At 61.6% G+C, this 17,851-nt stretch carries 14 protein-coding genes and 2 tRNA genes; 10 read left to right on the top strand and 6 right to left on the bottom strand.

The window, feature by feature from the left end:
• The first annotated feature begins 127 nt into the window (after window positions 1-127).
• The 5 genes from HMPREF3092_RS02340 (at window position 128) to ettA (ending at window position 6,459) form a co-directional block, all read left to right on the top strand.
• On the top strand, window positions 128-1,840 hold the full coding sequence (locus HMPREF3092_RS02340) for a GTPase domain-containing protein (protein WP_070423703.1): 1,713 nt from the start codon (window positions 128-130) through the stop codon (window positions 1,838-1,840).
• Entirely contained in the window at window positions 1,837-3,426 is a 1,590-nt protein-coding gene (locus tag HMPREF3092_RS02335) for a GTPase (RefSeq protein WP_070423702.1), read from the top strand. Before HMPREF3092_RS02340 ends, HMPREF3092_RS02335 begins: the two co-directional genes overlap by 4 nt.
• Window positions 3,427-3,573: 147 nt before the next feature.
• Window positions 3,574-4,131, top strand: a complete 558-nt coding sequence (locus tag HMPREF3092_RS02330) for a single-stranded DNA-binding protein (protein WP_070423701.1) — start codon at window positions 3,574-3,576, stop codon at window positions 4,129-4,131.
• Between the two features lie 67 nt (window positions 4,132-4,198).
• A complete protein-coding gene (locus tag HMPREF3092_RS02325; protein ID WP_019175418.1) occupies window positions 4,199-4,729 on the top strand; it encodes a DUF6993 domain-containing protein in 531 nt (176 codons plus the stop codon).
• 47 nt (window positions 4,730-4,776) lie between these two features.
• Window positions 4,777-6,459 (top strand): energy-dependent translational throttle protein EttA, encoded by a 1,683-nt coding sequence (ettA, locus tag HMPREF3092_RS02320; RefSeq protein ID WP_019175417.1) that lies wholly within the window; start codon window positions 4,777-4,779, stop codon window positions 6,457-6,459.
• 77 nt (window positions 6,460-6,536) lie between these two features.
• On the opposite strand, the gene HMPREF3092_RS02315 is transcribed toward ettA, so the two are convergent.
• Window positions 6,537-7,445, bottom strand: coding sequence for an acyl-CoA thioesterase (locus HMPREF3092_RS02315; RefSeq protein ID WP_070423700.1), 909 nt, complete (start codon window positions 7,443-7,445; stop codon window positions 6,537-6,539).
• Window positions 7,446-7,544: 99 nt separating this feature from the next.
• Between HMPREF3092_RS02315 and HMPREF3092_RS02310 the strand changes: the two genes are divergently transcribed.
• A complete protein-coding gene (locus HMPREF3092_RS02310) occupies window positions 7,545-8,081 on the top strand; it encodes an acyl-CoA thioesterase (protein ID WP_062021683.1) in 537 nt (178 codons plus the stop codon).
• Window positions 8,082-8,083: 2 nt separating this feature from the next.
• Entirely contained in the window at window positions 8,084-8,746 is a 663-nt protein-coding gene (locus HMPREF3092_RS02305) for a DUF8185 domain-containing protein (protein WP_083274206.1), read from the top strand.
• Between the two features lie 17 nt (window positions 8,747-8,763).
• Here HMPREF3092_RS02305 and HMPREF3092_RS02300 read toward each other — a convergent pair whose 3' ends face one another.
• The 3 genes from HMPREF3092_RS02300 to pepN form a co-directional block, all read right to left on the bottom strand.
• On the bottom strand, window positions 8,764-9,207 hold the full coding sequence (locus tag HMPREF3092_RS02300) for a globin (protein ID WP_019175413.1): 444 nt from the start codon (window positions 9,205-9,207) through the stop codon (window positions 8,764-8,766).
• 61 nt (window positions 9,208-9,268) lie between these two features.
• Complete coding sequence (locus HMPREF3092_RS02295; protein ID WP_061942560.1) at window positions 9,269-10,291, bottom strand: mechanosensitive ion channel family protein; 1,023 nt, start codon at window positions 10,289-10,291, stop codon at window positions 9,269-9,271.
• Window positions 10,292-10,361: 70 nt separating this feature from the next.
• Window positions 10,362-12,974 carry an aminopeptidase N gene (gene pepN / locus HMPREF3092_RS02290; protein WP_070423699.1) on the bottom strand — a complete coding sequence of 871 codons (2,613 nt, stop codon included), beginning with the start codon at window positions 12,972-12,974 and terminating at the stop codon, window positions 10,362-10,364.
• A 149-nt stretch (window positions 12,975-13,123) separates the two neighbouring features.
• On the opposite strand from pepN, the gene HMPREF3092_RS02285 reads away from it, so the two are divergent.
• The gene (locus HMPREF3092_RS02285) at window positions 13,124-13,585 is read left to right on the top strand and encodes a ribose-5-phosphate isomerase (RefSeq protein WP_070423698.1); all 462 of its coding nucleotides are present in this window, start codon (window positions 13,124-13,126) and stop codon (window positions 13,583-13,585) included.
• 121 nt (window positions 13,586-13,706) lie between these two features.
• Here HMPREF3092_RS02285 and HMPREF3092_RS02280 read toward each other — a convergent pair.
• Window positions 13,707-13,780, bottom strand: a tRNA-Pro gene (locus HMPREF3092_RS02280).
• 121 nt (window positions 13,781-13,901) lie between these two features.
• Between HMPREF3092_RS02280 and HMPREF3092_RS02275 the strand changes: the two genes are divergently transcribed.
• A tRNA-Gly gene (locus HMPREF3092_RS02275) sits at window positions 13,902-13,972 on the top strand.
• A gap of 128 nt (window positions 13,973-14,100) precedes the next feature.
• Window positions 14,101-15,624: a Na+/H+ antiporter family protein gene (locus HMPREF3092_RS02270; protein WP_256174360.1), complete on the top strand. Its 1,524-nt coding sequence runs from the start codon at window positions 14,101-14,103 to the stop codon at window positions 15,622-15,624.
• 398 nt (window positions 15,625-16,022) lie between these two features.
• Here the strand turns inward: HMPREF3092_RS02270 and HMPREF3092_RS02265 are convergent, their stop codons facing one another.
• A complete protein-coding gene (locus tag HMPREF3092_RS02265) occupies window positions 16,023-17,618 on the bottom strand; it encodes an LTA synthase family protein (RefSeq protein ID WP_070423697.1) in 1,596 nt (531 codons plus the stop codon).
• Window positions 17,619-17,851 lie beyond the last annotated feature (233 nt).

Genomic DNA, 17,851 nt, shown 5'->3' with positions numbered 1-17,851 from the left:
GCTGTCCCAGCTCAGAGCGAGCACAGTCGTTTCTGCGGTCGGTTCCGCAGCCCGCGCACAGCAAGCTGTCCCGCCCTGTCCGGCGCGGCGAGTGGAGACAAGCTGAAAATTTCGTCAAAGTGAGTACGTGACTTCCCACCGACTGAACCTGCGTGCCAAAGCAGTGCCGATCCTTTCGGACGCTGCGGCGCGAGTGCGCGCTGCCGACTTTGCCCTGCACACGCAGAGGGCTGAAGAGGGTTCCCAGCTTCAGCGCGCTCTGAGCACGCAGATCTCTGAGTACCTGCTTCCGCGTCTTCGTGACCCCGATGCACCGCTGCTGGTCGTCGTCGGCGGGTCCACCGGCTCTGGCAAGTCGACGCTCGTCAATTCGATCGTCGGCGAAGAACTCACGGAGTCCGGCGTTATCAGGCCCACCACGGTGTGGCCGGTGCTTGTGCACCATCCGGAAGATCGGTCCTATTTCGCTTCCGACCGGATCCTGCCGCACCTCCAGCGCACCCGTGACGGCGGTGAGGGCGCTAAAAGCCAGCAGAAGCTGCGCCTGGTGGCCAGCACTGCCGTGCCGCGGGGACTTGCGATCATCGATTCGCCGGACATTGACTCCGTGCGCGACTCCAACCGCGAACTGTCCCGGCAGCTGCTGTCGGCTGCAGACCTGTGGCTGTTCGTCACAACTGCTGTTCGCTATTCCGACGCGGTCCCGTGGGACCTGCTGCACCAGGCCGACGAACGCGGCACATCAGTCGCCGTCGTGCTGAACCGCGTGCCGCCCCAGGCCAACCGCGAAGTTCGCCACCACCTGGCTCAGCTGCTCGCCGAGGCGGGGCACGGATCCGCGCCGATCTTCACCGTTCCGGAACTGAAGTTGGAAGACGATCTCATTCCCGAGGCAGCCGTGTTCCCCCTGAAGTCATGGGTCGAGAACCTGGGGAGGTCACCTCGTGCCCGGACCGCGGTCCTCGAGCGCACCCTCCAGGGTGCCTTGGCTTCGGTGCGCCCCCAAACAGAAGTCCTCGCGGACTGCGCAGAAGAACAGGTGCGCGCTTACCGCGAACTGCAGGAAGCAGCAGAAGGCAGCTTCGGCGCGGCCGGCAGGAGGCTGGGCGAGGCTCTTGTTGCCGACAAGGTGCTGCGCGGTGAAGTGCAGGCCAGGTGGCAGGACTTCGTCGGCACCGGCCAGTTCTTCCGCGGTCTCGAACCGACCGTCAGCCGTCTGCGCGACCGCATCACCTCAGCCGTCACCGGCCGGCGCGACAGTGCCGATCTGCTGATTCAGGCGATTCTGTCCTCAATTGTCGTGCTGGTGCGCGAACAGGCTGTCCGCGCCTCGGGTTCGACTGTCGACACGTGGCAGGAGCTTCCACAAGGACGCCCGGTTGTGGAGCGTCATCCCGGCCTTGGCTCGTTGCCGGCGGGCTTTGACCAGCTGTGCCGTCAGCGCGCTGCCGAATGGGCCTCAAGTGTGGAAGACACCGTGCGCAGCGTCGGTCAGTCGAAGACCGCGAAGGCCCGCATCATGTCCTTCGGCGTAGCAGGTGTTTCCGCGGTGCTGATGTACGCCGTGTGCGCCGGTGCTGGGGGAACGGGAGCACCCCGTGCAGGCTCAGCTGAATACGAGGACAGGCTGGCAGTGCATCGCCTGCTCAACACGATCTTCGGTCCGGAAGCCACAGAAGAGCTCGCCGCGAGTGCGCGCCGGCGCTTGCTTGACACGGGGCTGAGTCTGCTGTCGAGGGCCCGCGAGCCCTTTGAAGATGCGCTTGCCTCCGTTGCCGTCAGCGGAAACCAAGCTGATGATCTGCGCGCAACCGTTCGCCGACTGGAAGGCCTGACGTGAACCGCTCCGACGAACTGCTCAAGGGCATCCGCACCGCGCTCGACCTTGAAGGCGGTGCGCTGTCCGCTTCAACCGCGCAGGCTGCCGCCGAGGTGCTCCGTCGGGCCGAAGCACGTCGCGGTCTCGGCAGTGAGCACACCGTGGTGGCCTTTGCAGGTTCCACCGGCTCCGGTAAGTCTTCTCTGTTCAACGCGGTCTCCGGCCTTGAAATCGCCGAGGTGGGGGTCCGCCGACCGACCACCTCGGAACCTATTGCATGCGTGTGGGGCGAGGGCGGAGACGACCTCCTCGACTGGCTCGAAGTTCCCAAATCCCGGCGCACGTGGCGCGAATCCGCTCTTGACGGGGATGACGAAGAGCCGCTGCGCGGTCTGATTCTCATCGATCTTCCCGACCACGACTCGACCGCCTACGCCCACCGGGAAGTCTCGGACCGGCTCATCGAAATGGTTGATGTCGTCTTCTGGGTTGTCGACCCGCAGAAGTATGCGGACTTCTCGCTGCACAACCGCTACCTGTCGAAGATGTCAGCGGCAGCCGAAAGCACCGTTGTTGTGCTCAACCAGGTTGACCGCCTTGATGCCGAACAGAAGAAGGCCACCCTGGGCCACCTGCGCAGCCTTTTGGAAGCTGACGGCATGGAAAAGGCCACAGTGGCAGCCGCGAGTGCTGTCACACGCGAAGGCGTGCCGGAAATCCGCCGCCAGCTGGTCAAGATGATCGAAAGCCGCCAAGCCGGCAAACGCCGCATCGAACAGGAGCTTGCCGATGTCGCCGGGCGCATTCGCGCCGAACTGGGCCGTCCGGTTGACGACCCGGAGCAGATTCCCCAGTCGGACATCCTCATCGGCGCTATGAACGAAGCCGTCGGCACATCGGCCATTGGGCAAACCGTGCACGATGACTACGCCCGTCGCGCATACGCCAAGACCGCCTATCCGCTGCTTGCCAAAGCATCCCGCGGAAAAGCCGACCCGCTTGGCGCCCGCCACGGGGGAGACCGCGAAGTTCTTCTGCGGGCCGCTCAGCCGGAGCTGACACAGCCGCAGACCGCACGCATCAATCTGGCGGCCCACGAGGTCATCAGCGGTGCCACGCGCAGACTCCCCGCAGCGTGGAAGCGCACCGCGGCAGCAGCGGAAGATCAGAGTGCCGCTCGCATTTCAGCAGATCTAGAATCAGCTGTCTCGAGTGTCGACATTTCGCATCGCCAGCCCGGCTGGTGGGGTGTTGCCAGCTTCTTCCAGTGGCTGTTCTTCATACTCACGATCCTCGGGATCATCACCACTGCAGCGGCCGCTGTCTTGATTTTCTTCTTTCCGGAAATTCTGTGGACGGCCCTACCGAACATGCGGCTCAGTGTCTTGGGCCTGATTGCCGCCGCACCGCTGATGATCGGCATTATCGGCTCGATCATCACGTCCGTCTTGGCCGCGAATGCCAGGCGCAAGGGCGCTGATGATGCCCGAGCCCAGGTGGAAGAAGACATTGAGCGAGCAGTTCACTCGGCCGCGACGGACAATGTGTTCGAACCGGTGACGCAGCTTCTGCGCAAGCACAGGGAAACCTATGACGCTCTGAGCTGAGCAGCTGGGCGTCAGGGCTCTGACGCTGACTTGTGCGCTCGGCCCTGTGGATGGTCCTCAGGCTTTCCACAGGGCCTTTTGCACTCTTCTCTGAACGTTTGCGGCTGGTGACCATTGCTGTACCTCTTCTGATCGAAAGGAACAGCAATGCAGCACTACACCTACCTCGTCGGCAATGTCGGCAGCGATATTCGTTCGGGCACCGCTTCGAACGGCAGCAGCTGGGCGAGCTTCCGCCTTGCGGTCAACGACGCCTACCGCACAGATGACGGCACGTACGTCAATCGCCCAACCACCTGGTACGACGTCAAGGTCTGGAGGCCCTGGGCCATCAATGTCGCGGGCTCTCTGCAGAAGGGCCAGCGGGTCATTGTCATCGGCCGGGTGTCGATGGACCAGTGGGAAACCGAGACCGCCAGCGGGGAGCGTTTGACTGTCAACGCCCACGCGGTCGGTCCGGATCTGTCTTTCGGCATGGCGGTGTTCCGCTCCAATTCAGTTACGGCCGAAGAAAACGACAGAATGGAAGAAATCAAACAGCGCCACAGTGACAGTCCGTGGGCCAAAGTCGACGCCCCCGCGGCAGGTGATGCCGGAGACTCGGATCAGCCCGCGGACTCTGTTGACAGCGGTTCCTCTGCCAGCACGGACAGCGAACCGCAGATGGCGGGCGCCGGCGCCGGGGGAGAAGGCCCGCCGTTCTGATTTTTCTGCCCCGTGCCCGGGCCGGCCTGCGAGTGCGGGCGCCGAAAAGGTACTACAGTTGTCTACTGTGAAACTCTTCGGCGCCCGCGCAGCAGCGGTTATCTCTTCCAGCGGCCTGGCCGCTCTTATGCTGTCCGGCTGCGGGCTTTTCGGATCGGCCTCAGAACCCGAGGGCGGCCCAGCAGGCAAGCAGACTGCGGAAGTCGAAAAAGTTCTCCAGGTCATCGAACCGCTGACACAAAAAGACGGCATCCCCACGAGCGAAGAAACCCTCAAGGTTCTTCAGGATGGGGGTTACAAGCCGGAGAACATCGCCGCAACCCTGGACAAATCGCCTTTGGACCACGATGTCCCCTCGAAGGTCTTTGCTGTCAAAGTGAAGAAGGGCTGCGTCATCGGGGAGATCCGCAACGGTGGGGCCACCGCTGCCCTTTATCCGCCCTTGAAGTCCAATGACGACTGCCTCATCGGCGAAGTCGACCGTCCCAAGGGTGTGAAAATGCCCGCGGGTGAACAGCGCGAAGAAGGAAGCGACGACAACGGCGCGGGTCATCTTCCGGGCGAAGACATGCATCAGCGCAAAGACGACGGACTCTGATACCTCGGATTAGCTGATCGGGAGCCCTGCCGATACCCTTAGGTGCTATGGCAGAGTTCATTTACACCATGCACAAAGCGCGCAAAGCGCACGGTGACAAGGTTATTCTCGACGACGTTTCCATGTCTTTCTTCCCCGGTGCGAAGATCGGCATGGTCGGCCCCAACGGTGCCGGTAAATCAACCATCCTCAAGATCATGGCTGGGCTCGACCAGCCCTCGAACGGCGAAGCTCGGCTGTCGCCCGGCTACACGGTCGGCATCCTGCAGCAGGAACCGCCGCTGAATGAAGACAAGACGGTCCGCGAAAACGTCGAAGAAGCAGTCGGCGACATCATGGGCAAAGTCGCTCGCTTCAACGCAATCTCCGACGAAATGGCACAGCCAGACGCCGATTTCGACGCGCTCATGGAAGAAATGGGCAAACTGCAGGAAGAGATCGACAACGCCGATGCGTGGGACCTTGATTCGCAGCTGGACCAGGCCATGGACGCGCTGCGCTGCCCTCCCGGCGACGAACCCGTCACCCACCTGTCCGGTGGTGAGCGTCGCCGTGTGGCACTGTGCAAGCTGCTGCTGGAAAAGCCGGACCTCCTGCTGCTGGACGAGCCCACTAACCACCTGGACGCCGAATCCGTCCTGTGGCTCGAGCAGCACCTGAGCACCTACCCGGGTGCTGTCATCGCGATTACCCACGACCGCTACTTCCTCGACCACGTTGCGGAGTGGATTGCCGAAGTCGATCGCGGACAGCTGTACCCCTACGAGGGCAACTACACGACGTACCTTGAGAAGAAGAAGGAACGTCTCCAGGTGCAGGGCAAGAAGGACGCCAAGCTGGCCAAGCGCCTGGCAGATGAACTCGAGTGGGTTCGCTCCAACGCCAAGGGTCGCCAGACCAAGTCGAAGGCGCGTCTGGCCCGCTACGAGGAAATGGCGGCAGAAGCCGAGAAGACACGCAAGTTGGACTTCGAAGAGATCCAGATTCCGCCGGGCCCGCGCCTGGGAACCGTTGTGATCGAAGCGGAGAACCTGCAGAAGGGTTTCGACGGTCGCAAACTCATCGACGGACTGTCGTTCTCGCTTCCTCCCAACGGCATTGTCGGTGTGATCGGCCCCAACGGTGTGGGCAAGTCCACGCTGTTCAAGACGATCGTCGGTCTGGAAGAACTCGACGGAGGCACCCTGAAGATCGGCGAGACCGTCAAGATCTCCTACGTCGACCAGTCACGTGAGGGCATCGACCCGAACAAGTCCCTGTGGGAAGTTGTTTCGGATGGCCTCGACTACATTCAGGTCGGCCAGGTCGAAATGCCGTCGCGTGCCTATGTGTCCGCCTTCGGGTTCAAGGGCGCAGACCAGCAGAAGAAGGCGGGTGTGCTCTCCGGTGGTGAGCGCAACCGCCTGAACCTGGCGCTGACGCTCAAGCAGGGCGGAAACCTGCTGCTGCTTGACGAACCGACCAATGACCTCGACGTCGAAACCCTGGCATCGCTGGAAAACGCTCTTCTCGAGTTCCCCGGCTGTGCCGTGGTCGTCACCCACGACCGCTGGTTCCTCGACCGTGTGGCCACGCACATCCTCGCGTGGGAAGGCACAGAAGAGAACCCGGCTCAGTGGTACTGGTTCGAAGGCAACTTCGAAGGCTACGAAAAGAACAAGGTTGAACGGCTCGGTGTAGAGGCAGCTCGCCCGCACCGCACCACGCACCGCAGGCTGACGCGCGACTGACGCACAGCCGCTGCCTCTCACAGCGCACAAACATGTGGGGCCCGCCGAATACGGCGGGCCCCACATGTTTGTATGAGTCAGCTTTCTTTCAGCCGCACCATGCCCTGCTGGGCAACGGAGGCTGCGAGTTCGCCCTGCTGGTTGTAGATCCGACCAATGCCCAGGCCCCGCCCGCCATCGGAAGACGGGGAGGACATGTCGAACAGCAGCCAGCCGGTCACGTCGACGTGCGAGTGCCACCACATGGCGTGATCGAGGCTGGCAATCCGCAGGCGCGGATCAGCCCACGTCAGACCGTGTACGCGCAGGCTCGGTTCGAGCATCGCAAAGTCACTGGCATAGGCCAGGATCGCGGCGGTCGCAGCACGGTTGTCGATCCCTTCGAAAGGCTCCTTCAGGCGCGCCCAGAAGCGGTTGATGGGTTCGGGTGAACCGAGAAAGCCCGCGTGAATGTCGGGCGAAATGGGGCGGATGTCGAAAGGCCGCTGCATGAGCCATTCCCGCATCCGCTCAGCACGGGTGAAGCGGCTGATGTCCAGCTGTCCGAGGATCTTTTCCAGGCTCGGCAGCGCTTCGGGGTGGGGGAGAGCCTGCGGCATGGGCTCGCGGTGTTCAAGGCCGGGCTGCACTTTTTGAAAAGAGGAGATTCCCGACAGGATCGGCATGCCCTTTTGGTAGGCCTGGACTCGCCTGGCTGAGAAGGAACCGCCATCACGCAGATCCTCAACGCCGATTGTCGTTTCTTCATCGACGGCGCCGGCCCGCAGGAAGTAGCCGTGGAAGGAGTGGATGGGGCGGTCGTCATCGACCGTGGCCGACGCTGCCATAACGCACTGAGCGAGGACCTGCCCGCCGAAAAGCCTGCCGTCCGGTTTGGGCTGATTCCACACCCGGAATCCGAACTCTTCACCGCCGGCGGGAGGATCGGTGAGTTTTTCGAGCTCGATGATCTTTTCGAGAACATTCTTGTCGCTGGTTTCGGCCATGCTGCTCCTTCGTACGTACCTTGGCTCAGGATACGCAGAAAACTCTCGCTGTGGCCCGCATCTGACACGGGTTGAGTTCAGTCATGCGAAGATGGCGGCATGACCGAACTTCACAACCCACTCATCGACGGCCCCTTTACGCGAACGCTCGTGGAGCTGCGTTGGGGTGATATGGACGCCTACGGGCACGTCAATAACGTGACGCAGCTGAAGCTGTTGGAAGAGGCGCGTGTCAAAGCGTTCGGCTCTCCGACTGCGGCACGCGATGTCATTCCCGGTGAGCTGCCCGGCGGTGAGCGCACGGATGCTTTCGGTCTTGTCATGCCGCCGGTATTCCGTGAGGCTTCTGCCGACGTGCAGATCCTGGTGTCCGGTCACGCGATTGACTACCGCGACCCCATCCCGTACAGGGACGGTCCGATCGCAATTGATGTGTGCATCGTCAAGATCACGCCGGTCATCATCAAGGTCGGCTATGTGATTCTCGAACCGGATGCTTCGAAGGTCTATTCGGTCGCTGAATCTGATCTTGTCTTCGTCGACGGGGAAACCGGCCGCGCGCGTCGTTTGCGTGATGACGAACAGGCGGCTTTCGCCGACTGCGCCGTCGGTCCGCTTCCGCTCAAGCGGAGGTGAGTGTGGAACAGCCGGCGTTTGAACTGCAATCGGAAGCCGAGGCCGCCGATCTGCGGCAGTTCACTGCGCGTTTGCAGCGTGTCGATTCCGGTGCTGCACTGCGTCTGACCGGAGTGGGGGATGTCCTGGTCGTCTCCGGTGCTCCTCTGTACCCCAAGGGCCTTGGCGACGAACTTCCGCTGGTCATTGCGATGCGCGCTCTGCGTCTGCGCTCGGCATCTGCCGACGGGGTCGATGCGGTGGTTCCGGCTTCCGGGCTGACCGACCGCTTTGCCCGCATGGATCGCACCGGGGAACTGGACCTCAGTGTTCCCCCTGCCGAGGTGAGGATGCCGTGGGCGGCCGTGACTCCACCTCGTGCGGGGTGGGAGGCGGCAGCACAGCTGCCGGTTCAACAGCTGCGGGAAGCAGCCGCTGAGGGAATTTCCGCTGTTGCGGAAGCCTCACCTTCTGGTGCGGGAGCGCTGGCCGTGGACAAGGTTCGCCGGATGGTGTGGTCGCGTCCGCTGCCCGGCTGTGAAAGCGCTCCGCTGGGGGCAGCTTTCGGCCTTGATGCGGCTGGCTTTGCCGTCGGAGAGACCGCGATGGTCTACCGCAGCGGTCCGTGGCTGCGCTTTGCGACACCTGCGGGGTTCATCATCACTCGCTCAATCGAGGCAGGCTGAAAACCCTGCCGGTACAATCAGAGCAGCCGGCGGCTGGGATCGATTCTGTGCTCGTCTGAGTCTTCGTCCGGTGTGTTGAGCATGGCGGTGGCGGCACGCTCAAAGTAGTCCCACATGAGGCTGTCGTACATGGGCGGCAGGTTCAGCTGGTCAAGGGCGTGGCGCATGTGCTTGAGCCAGTGTTCGCGTGATTTCGGCGTGACGGGGAAGGGCGCGTGGCGCATGCGCAGGCGCGGGTGGCCGCGCTCTTCCTGATAGGTGGTGGGGCCGCCGAAGTACTGTTCGAGGAACGTCTGCAGGCGGTGCTTGGCTCCTTCGAGTTCGTGGCCCTCCGGGTACATGGCGATGAGGTAGTCGTCCTGTGCCACGCCGTCGTAGAAGGTGTCGACAAGGGTGGTGAAAGCTTCGTGTCCGCCGACCATGTCGAAAACGCTGGCGGGGCGCTCATAACCGTTTGTCATGCCGTCATTGTCTCCTATGTGCTTCAGCAGTGGGTCAGGCCGTCGCTTTCAGCTGTGTGCTTCAGCTGCTCGAGGCGTGTGAACCGTCGTCGGCATCGGCTCCGGTCGCAGCCGGTGGTGCCTGACCCGGTGTCTCCTTGATGACCATCTGGTCAGGCAGGGCGATGGCGACCCCGGCCTTGTCGAACTCAGACTTGAGGCAGGAACGGAAGGCTCGGGCAATAGCCCACTGTTCGTTGGGGAGGGTTTTGATGAACACGCGGATGGTTGTCGACGAGCCGGTCAGTTCCTGAATGCCGATGATCTCCGGGTCTTCCATGATGACGGATGCGCGGTTCGGGTCACTCATGAGCTGGGTGATGGCGCGGGTGATGATGTCGGTCGCAGTGTTCTGGTCGATGTCGACGGGTACGGGTACATCGACAACGGCCCGCGACCAGCCCTGTGACTGGTTGCCCACGCGCAGGATTTCTCCATTCGGCACGTGCCATAGGGTGCCTTCGACGTCGCGGATGCGGGTGGTGCGCAGGCCAACCTCTTCGACGGTGCCGATTGCCTCGCCCAGGTCGACTGTGTCGCCGATGCCGTACTGGTCTTCAACCACGATGAAGAATCCCGACAGGTAGTCGCGCACGAGTGACTGTGCACCGAAGCCCAGCGCGATACCCGCCACACCGGCCGAGGCCAGGATCGGCGCCGGGTTGATGCCGACCTCCTGCAGGATCATGAGTCCCGCGATTGCCACCACGATGATGGTTGCGAATGACGACAGCAGGGAGCCGACTGTGTTGGCTCTCTGTGCGCGTCGTGCCCGTGAAACGGGGTCGGAACGGGTTCCGTCGTCGTAGTGTCGGCGTTTGTTCGCAGCGGTCGTGCCGTCAGCGATCTTCCGTGCGAACTTGCCGATCATGCGGCGCAGAATAAACGCTGCGATGACCGCAAACACCACGATGAGCGCAATGCGCAGCGGAGTGCCCAGAAGGGCGGTCCACCACGCCGGATCGGATGCGGTTTCAGCGATTTCGCCGATCGTGTCGGTTGGTGCCGGCGAAGGGGTCGAATCAGCAGATGTCAATACAGTCATACGCCCTCAAGTGTAGGAAGTGAACATCAGAGGGAGCACAAGGAACGCTGGCCGTGCGCTTCGCGTGCGGTCATGGATGTTCGCTGCGGCGCTGGACCGCCAACGCCCTCCGTGCTCGGTCGAGGTTCTCCACCATTGTTCGCTGCAGTCCGCGGTTGGCCTCCCGGTGTTCCTCCAGCCACTGTTCGGCCATGGCGACTGTCGCTTCGGTCGCGGGCGGGAAAAGCCACAAGGTGAGCGTCTGTGCGATCTCAAGGGTTTGTGTGTCCCACCAGCTTTCAGCCCGGGCGAAGTATTCGGCCGCAAAGTCGCCGAATGGAGCCTCTGCCGTGATGAGCGAGCCGTCAGATTTCTGCAGTCCGGAGGCGAAGCCGCGAGCGGTTGCCGAGAGTACGGCGTTGGGCAGGCCGCTGTCTTCCGTCAGAGCTCTGAAAGCGGCTGTTTTTGCCGCCGGGGTGGGAATCGAAGCTTCGGCACGTGCGGCACTGCGCTGACCGGCGGCGGTGTTATCAGCTTGGAGCGTGCGCTCGATATCGTCTTCGCCAGCGCGGTTGTGACCGGCCAGGGCTGTCAGCATGTGCCAGCGCAGTTCGTCGTCGAGCTTCTGACCTTCCGGCAGCGGCTGTTCTCCGCTGAGCAGCTGGGCGAGAAGCCGCAGCTGATCGTCTGACTGGGCGAAGCTGACAAAACCGCGGAGGAACTGGAACTGCTGGTCGCTTCCCTCCGGGGCGGAGCCGGCGGCAGCCCACAGCGCCTCGGCAGTGCGTTCGGCGGCAGTGTCCCGCAGGGCCGGGGGAGTGTAGGAGAACACGGCTGTTTCCAACTGCCGCAGGTGCGTCTGCAGACCAGTCGAATGTACGAGGTGCTCAAGGTTGTCGCAGACCAGGGAAATGTAGTCCGTCACTGGGATCTCGGCATCGCGGGCCATATCCCATACGGAACCCAACACGACAAGCTGTGTCAGCGAATCATCGAGGTCGCCGAAATGCGTGCGCACAGTCTTCAAACCGCGCTCATCCAAGCGGATTTTCGCATAGGTCAGATCCCCGTCATTGACGACGATGAGGTCAGGCACCTGAGTGCCAGCCCCGACCGGAACTTCGGCGGCCTGGCCATCAACATCGATTTCGTGCAGAGCAGTCCGCTTAAGCCGCCCCTCGAGAACCGAGTACAGACCAACCCCCAGACGGTGCGGACGGAGGCTCGGCACCTCGTGACCGGGCAGAACACAGGGCTGCTGCACCACGGTGAGTTCTGTCAGCAGACCGTCCTCCTCCTCGTACTGCGGACGGAGGATGTTGACACCGCTCTCCTGAATCCACAGGCGAGTCCAGCGTTGAAGATCACGGCCCGAAGCAGCCTCGAGCTCTGTCAGAAGATCAGCCAGACGGGTGTTCGACCAGGCGTGCTTGTCGAAATACGACTTCACGCCGCGGAAGAAGTTCTCGCGGCCGACATAGGCCACCAGCTGCTTGAGCACCGAAGCGCCCTTGGCGTAGGTGATTCCATCGAAGTTCGTTTCGATGTCCACAAGATCGCCCATACCGGCTGCAATCGGGTGAGTGCTCGGCAGCTGGTCCTGCGCGTACGCCCACGACTTCTCAGACGCAGCGAAGGTTGCCCAGGCTTCAGAGAACTCAGTGGCCTCAGCAGTGGCCAGCGTGGACATGAACTCGGCAAAGGACTCATTCAGCCACAGATCGTCCCACCACTTCATCGTGACGAGGTCCCCGAACCACATGTGGGCCAGTTCGTGCAGGATCGTGACCGCACGACGCTCCACGGCCGCTTCGGTGGGGCGGGAGCGGAAGACGTAGTCCTCGACGATCGTCACAGCACCGGCGTTCTCCATTGCTCCGGCGTTGAACTCGGGAACAAACAGCTGATCGTATTTCGCAAAGGGGTACGGGGTATCGAAGAGCTCTTCGAAGAAGACAAAGCCCCTCTTGGTGATGTCGAAGATGTTCTCCGGGTCCAGGTGATCAAACAGGGAAGCGCGCGCATACACGCCAAGCGGCACCGTCGAACCGTCGGAGCTGACCAGCTCATCGTGGACACTGCGGTAGGGGCCCGCAACAAGCGCGGTGATGTAACTGGAAATGCGCGGTGTGGGAGCAAAGCGCCACGACTTCAGGTCCTGCCCGTCAAGACCGAGAACCTCAGCATCGGCGCCCGGCTCAGCAGGTGCGGGAGTGGGGGAGTTCGACACCACGTCCCAGTGTTCGGGAGCAACGACCGTAAAAGAGAAGTCCGCCTTGAGATCCGGCTGCTCAAACACAGCGAAGACACGGCGGGCATCCGGAACCTCGAACTGGGTGTAGAGATACACCTCGTCATCCACGGGGTCCGTGAACCGGTGCAGACCTTCACCGGTGTTCATGTAGAAGAATTCAGCATCGACAGTCAGAACATTGTCTGCGGCAAGGTCGTTCAGGAGAATGCGACCAGGACGGCCCGCAGCTTCAGGATCAACAGAGCGGCCATTGAGAGTGATGGAGTGAACAGAATCGACAATGGCATCAATGAAAGTCGACGAACCAGCCTGAGCAGAGAAGCGCACAGTCGTGACAGACCGGAACGTTTCACCCTTCCCGGTCAGCCCCAGCAGGACTTCATAGGAATCCACGCTGACAATCTCAGCGCGTTCAGCGGTTTCAGCTTCGGTCAGGTTGTACTGTGCCACGTCGCGTCCTCTTCAGGTAGTCGAACTGAGCTCATTCTCAGGTGAACTGAACTCATTCTTCCACGGTGGGGAAGCACAGGCTGAAAACCGGACCGCCAGGCAAGAACACTGAGCTGAAAGAGCAAGGCGAAAGTCGGTAGGCTGAGGGCATGCGAATTCACTTGGGAACAGACCACGCCGGCTATGAGTTCAAAGAAGCCCTGAAAACACACCTGCAGACCCGCGGTTTCGACGTCGTCGACCACGGAGCACTGGAATACGACGCACTCGATGACTACCCCCAGTTCTGCATTGATGCAGCCCAGGGCGTTGTTGACGACCGCCGCGATGGAAAAGACTCCCTCGGCGTTGTCATCGGCGGTTCCGGCAACGGCGAGCAGATTGCGGCAAACAAGGTTCAGGGCGCTCGCTGTGCTTTGGCCTGGAACGAGGAAATCGCCCGCCTGGCACGCCAGCACAACGACGCCTGGCTCGTGTCGATCGGCGCTCGCCAGCACCCGGAAGACCAGGCGATTGCGATTGTCGACGCGTTCCTTGACGAACCGTTCTCGGAAGACGAACGCCACGTGCGCCGCATCGGCATCATCTCGGACTACGACAGCAAGCGCTGAAGCTGAGATGCTCAGGCGGTGAAGCGGCACTAGCGGGTGCTTCAACTGCGCTGGCGTGCTGAACCGTTCGGCATAAACGTTCAAGGCCCGAACCGGGTAAGCCGGTTCGGGCCTTGTGCTGTCGGGATGACAGGATTTGAACCTGCGACCCTCTGCTCCCAAAGCAGATGCGCTACCAAGCTGCGCCACATCCCGGACTGCTTCATATTAGCCCTTTGCCGCCAGAAAGGCACTTCGACCCGAGCGCATGTCGCGCTGACCCCATCGATTTTGCAGATCAGGGAAGTGTGCTTTAAAGTAGAGGAGCGCTTCGCGCGGGGATGTAGCTCAATGGTAGAGCCTCAGTCTTCCAAACTGATAGTGCGGGTTCGATTCCCGTCATCCCCTCGGTTCAAATCGCGGGACACTGTTTGCGCAGTGTCCCGCGATTTTTTTGTGTGCACGGTAGGCACGCGGGAACACAGTTCCCGAGGTGGTGTTCATCACATTGTCTACCGTTCAGTACACTGCCGGTCATGCACGTTGAGAACAAACCGCAGGGCCCTGCCGCGGTGAAACGAAAAGCGGTATCCCCAACGGCTGCCCGGCCGACATTCTTTGAAGTCCTCCCGCCCTCGGTATTGGCTGCGGTCGGCGGTTTGGCCGCTGTCTGGATTCTGGGTCAGGTGACGGGCCACCCGATCAACGCGGTTGTGTTCGCGATCCTCGTGATGGTCACCCTGTGCCTTGTGAAGGTTCCGGTCATCATTGCTTTGGTGTCATCAGCCATTCTCGGTGGCCTCCAGGCGGGGCTGAGCATGGAAGAGACGCTCGCGGGCTTCAACGACAACCTGCTGTCCGGCGCGCAGGTGGGTCTGACCTACGTCATGATCGGCGCCTTGGCCGTCGCGCTGTCCCGTTCCGGCCTTCTTGAGCTCTTCGCCCAGTGGGTGGCAAAGAAGACCACCGCGGAAGAGCGTGCAGTGAGTCAGGGTGCAGAGTGGGGACTGTTCGGCCTGTTCGCCGGCGCGGCAGTGCTCAGCCAGAACCTCGTTCCCGTGCACATCGCGTTCATCCCCATCCTGCTCCCGCCGCTCTTGGGCGTTCTCAACCGACTGCGCATCGACCGCCGCGCCGTTGCTGTTGTCCTCGCATGCTCCATGAGTGCCAGCTACCTGCTGCTGCCCACGGGCTTCGGCGCCATCTACCTCAACGAAATTCTGCTGACCAACGTCAATGAGTTCGGCGGCCCGCGCGGGCTCACTGCAACCCCTGATATGGCGTGGAAAGCGATGTTCTGGCCCGTCATGGGTCTGGCAGCGGGAATGCTGACCGCTGTTCTCTTCAGCTACCGCAAACCCCGCGACTACCCTCAGCTGCCGCAGACAGACCAGCTTTCTGCTGCGCGGGGGAGCGCTGGATCAGAGAACGCTGTGTCGCTGCACCCGTTCCAGCTGATCATGACGCTCATTGCCGTAGCTGCAGCACTCGTCTTCCAGATCGCCTTCGATTCCCTGCTCGTGGGTGGGATGATCGGCTTCCTCATCTTGACACTCGCCGGCGTATTCCGGTGGAGGGAACAGGACGATGTCTTCACCCAGGGTGTGCTCATGATGAGCCACATCGCCATCATCATCACGGTTGCCTCCGGCTTTGCAGGACTGTTGAACGCAACTGGTGAGATCGATCCGCTGATTGCCGCAGTCGGCGGGTTCATCGGCGACAACACGGCACTCGGAGTTTTCCTCATGCTGTTCGTGGGCCTGTTCATCACGATCGGCTTCGGCGATTCGTTCGCGAGCGTGCCGATCCTCGCCCCGATCTACATTCCGCTGGCACTGGAAATGGGTCTCGACCCGCTGGCTGCTGTCTGCCTGCTCGGAGCCTCAGCGGGTCTGGGTGATGCCGGCTCTCCCGCTTCGACCATTTCCCTCGGTGTGACGTCCGGACTCGCCGCCGATGGGCATCACGACCATATTCGCGACACCGTCATCCCAACGTTCCTGCACTGCAATATCGGCGTGCTGCTGTTTGCAGGGATAGCGGTGCTCATGCTGTAGGGATGTCTGGTTTCAGGACATCGTTCACCCCTGCGGCTGAGAATCGGCCTGCGGATTGTCTTACGCCTTTGTTCCATTGATGTGTAGGGCCATCGTTCCAATCCACATCCAGACGGCCAGACACTCTTTAGCCGGATTCTGCGCCTTAGCAACAACTGCTGACGGGAGTTTCTGTTGCTAAAAGGAGTCTCCCTGCGGCTAAAGCGTGGATTTGCTGCTAACGGGTGTGGGGAGGCGGAATCGCCAGCCATCCAGCAGTCCCGCTGGCAAAAGGCAATCCGCTGTTTCCACACGGAACTGACTGCGCCGGCAACAGAAAAGGCGTGGGGCCGTCAGTCTGGCTGACGGCTCCACGCCTTTTGTTCAATTGGTGCTTTGACTCCTCAAATAGTCACCAATTAGTCATCGTTGGGTTCGGTGCTGGACGATTCGTCCGGTTCGTCCATGCCCCACACCTTCTTGTAGAACTCAGCCGAACGAGCCAGCGTCAGCTCTTCATAGGCAGCGTCGTTCAGAGCCTGCGCAGAGTCCTGTGGAACAGTCGGGGAGAAGAGCGACACTCCTACACCAGCCTGACGATCCTTGACCTCAAGTCCGGCGACTTCCAGCATCGTGGGCAGCATGTTGAGCTGGTCAGCGCCGGAGCGCAGTTCACCGAGGGGCAGTTTGCCGTCCTTGGTGCCCGGCATCCAGATGCGGTTGAACACCGAACGGCCGGTCTTGTCGTCCAGCTGTTCGTGGTAGACGTTCCAATCGGCCATGTGCTTCAGATGGTCGCCCATCATCACAACGGAGGTGTCTTCGAGGATGCCCTCATCTTCCATGTGCTTGATGAAGCCGCCGACGGCCTCTGAGGAGCACAGCCAGACCGATGCGAGTTCATCGTCTTCTGTGCGCAGCGGGCAGTCGGGGTAGCGGTGAATGGGCTCGTGCGAATCAAGTGTGAGCACCGTCAGGTTGAACGGGTTTCCTGTCTCAGAGGATTCACGGTGGAGCGCGGAGACTTCGTCCTTTGCGTGCTCCATCAGACGGCGGTCACTCAGTCCCCAGTCCGGACGAATGTCCTCTTCCTTTTCTCCGAGAGACTGCCAGTGGGGAAGGTCCTTGACTTCGTCATAGCCGTGCGTGCGCAGGAATGAGCCCTTGGATGCGAACTCCGCGTTGGCGCCCCCGAGGAATACGTTCTTGTAGCCGTTTTCCTTCAGGATGTCGCCAAAGCAGTCCACGCCGGGCATGAATTCGGCGACCGCAAGGTTGTTCATGACTTTGTCGCCTGTCGCGGAACCCTTGCCTTTGAGCGGAATGCCGCACTGGGTGGAGGTGATGCCGGCCATGGTCCAGCCGCCGCCGCTGTACTGCTTGTAGTTTTCAGCTTCGGCCCAGCCCTCGGTGGCATCTTCCATGGGCTCAAGCATGTTGACTTCGAATAGCGAATCGTCGGCGAGGTCGTTTTCAGCTGACTCGACGTAGACCACGACGATGTTCCGAGCATCCTTATTGCCCACGACCACCGGTTCGCGGTAGTAGTCGCCGATGTTCATGGAGCTGCTGACCGACTTGATGTAGGTGGGCAGCTGGACTGCCGAAGAAAACGAGGTCGAACCGGTGATGACGGTTCCCGCGATGAGAGCAATAATGAAGGTGGAGGCCATTCCGCGCAGGGCGGCGCGGCGAATGCGGCGACGCGCAGCCGTCAGGCGCAGGCGTGCCGAGATCCTGTAGCGGATCCACAGCTGGCGACCCACGAACAGAAGCGCGGTGATTGCCAGCGGGACAACCGCAACCCACAGCACGGTGATCCACACGAAGCCGCCGCCATGACCGGCGCCGGCGATGTTCGTGAGCATCTGGTCGACAGTGATCTGTCCCCACTGCTTGCGGATGAAGATTCCGGAGATGAGCAGTGCGACGCTGAGGAAAATGAGCGTCCACAGAAAAGCGGCACCGATCGCTTTGAGAATTCGGTGCTTTGCGGTGGTTTGTGATCCCTTCACGTCTTCGCCTCTGAATCAGTCGGTTCTTCGGTTTTCGGAATGAGGAAGCGCGCGCACGGGAAGGCGGGCGCAGAATAGACATCCGATTATAGCCTGATGTTAACTTCTGCGCCTTTGTGGGTTCACACAGGAAAGGGTCTGCTGGCCGCGGATCAGCCGCGCCGGTGCGGCCCGGTGTGCATTCTGCAGGCCGAACACATTAGGATAGAGCGCTGTGTGTCGTCAGCACAGTC

It is taken from the genome of Brevibacterium sp. HMSC24B04, assembly GCF_001806835.1.
GTDB lineage: Bacteria > Actinomycetota > Actinomycetes > Actinomycetales > Brevibacteriaceae > Brevibacterium > Brevibacterium ravenspurgense.
Note: the sequence above shows the minus strand (reverse complement) of the source record. Positions and strands in the feature narration are given on the sequence as shown.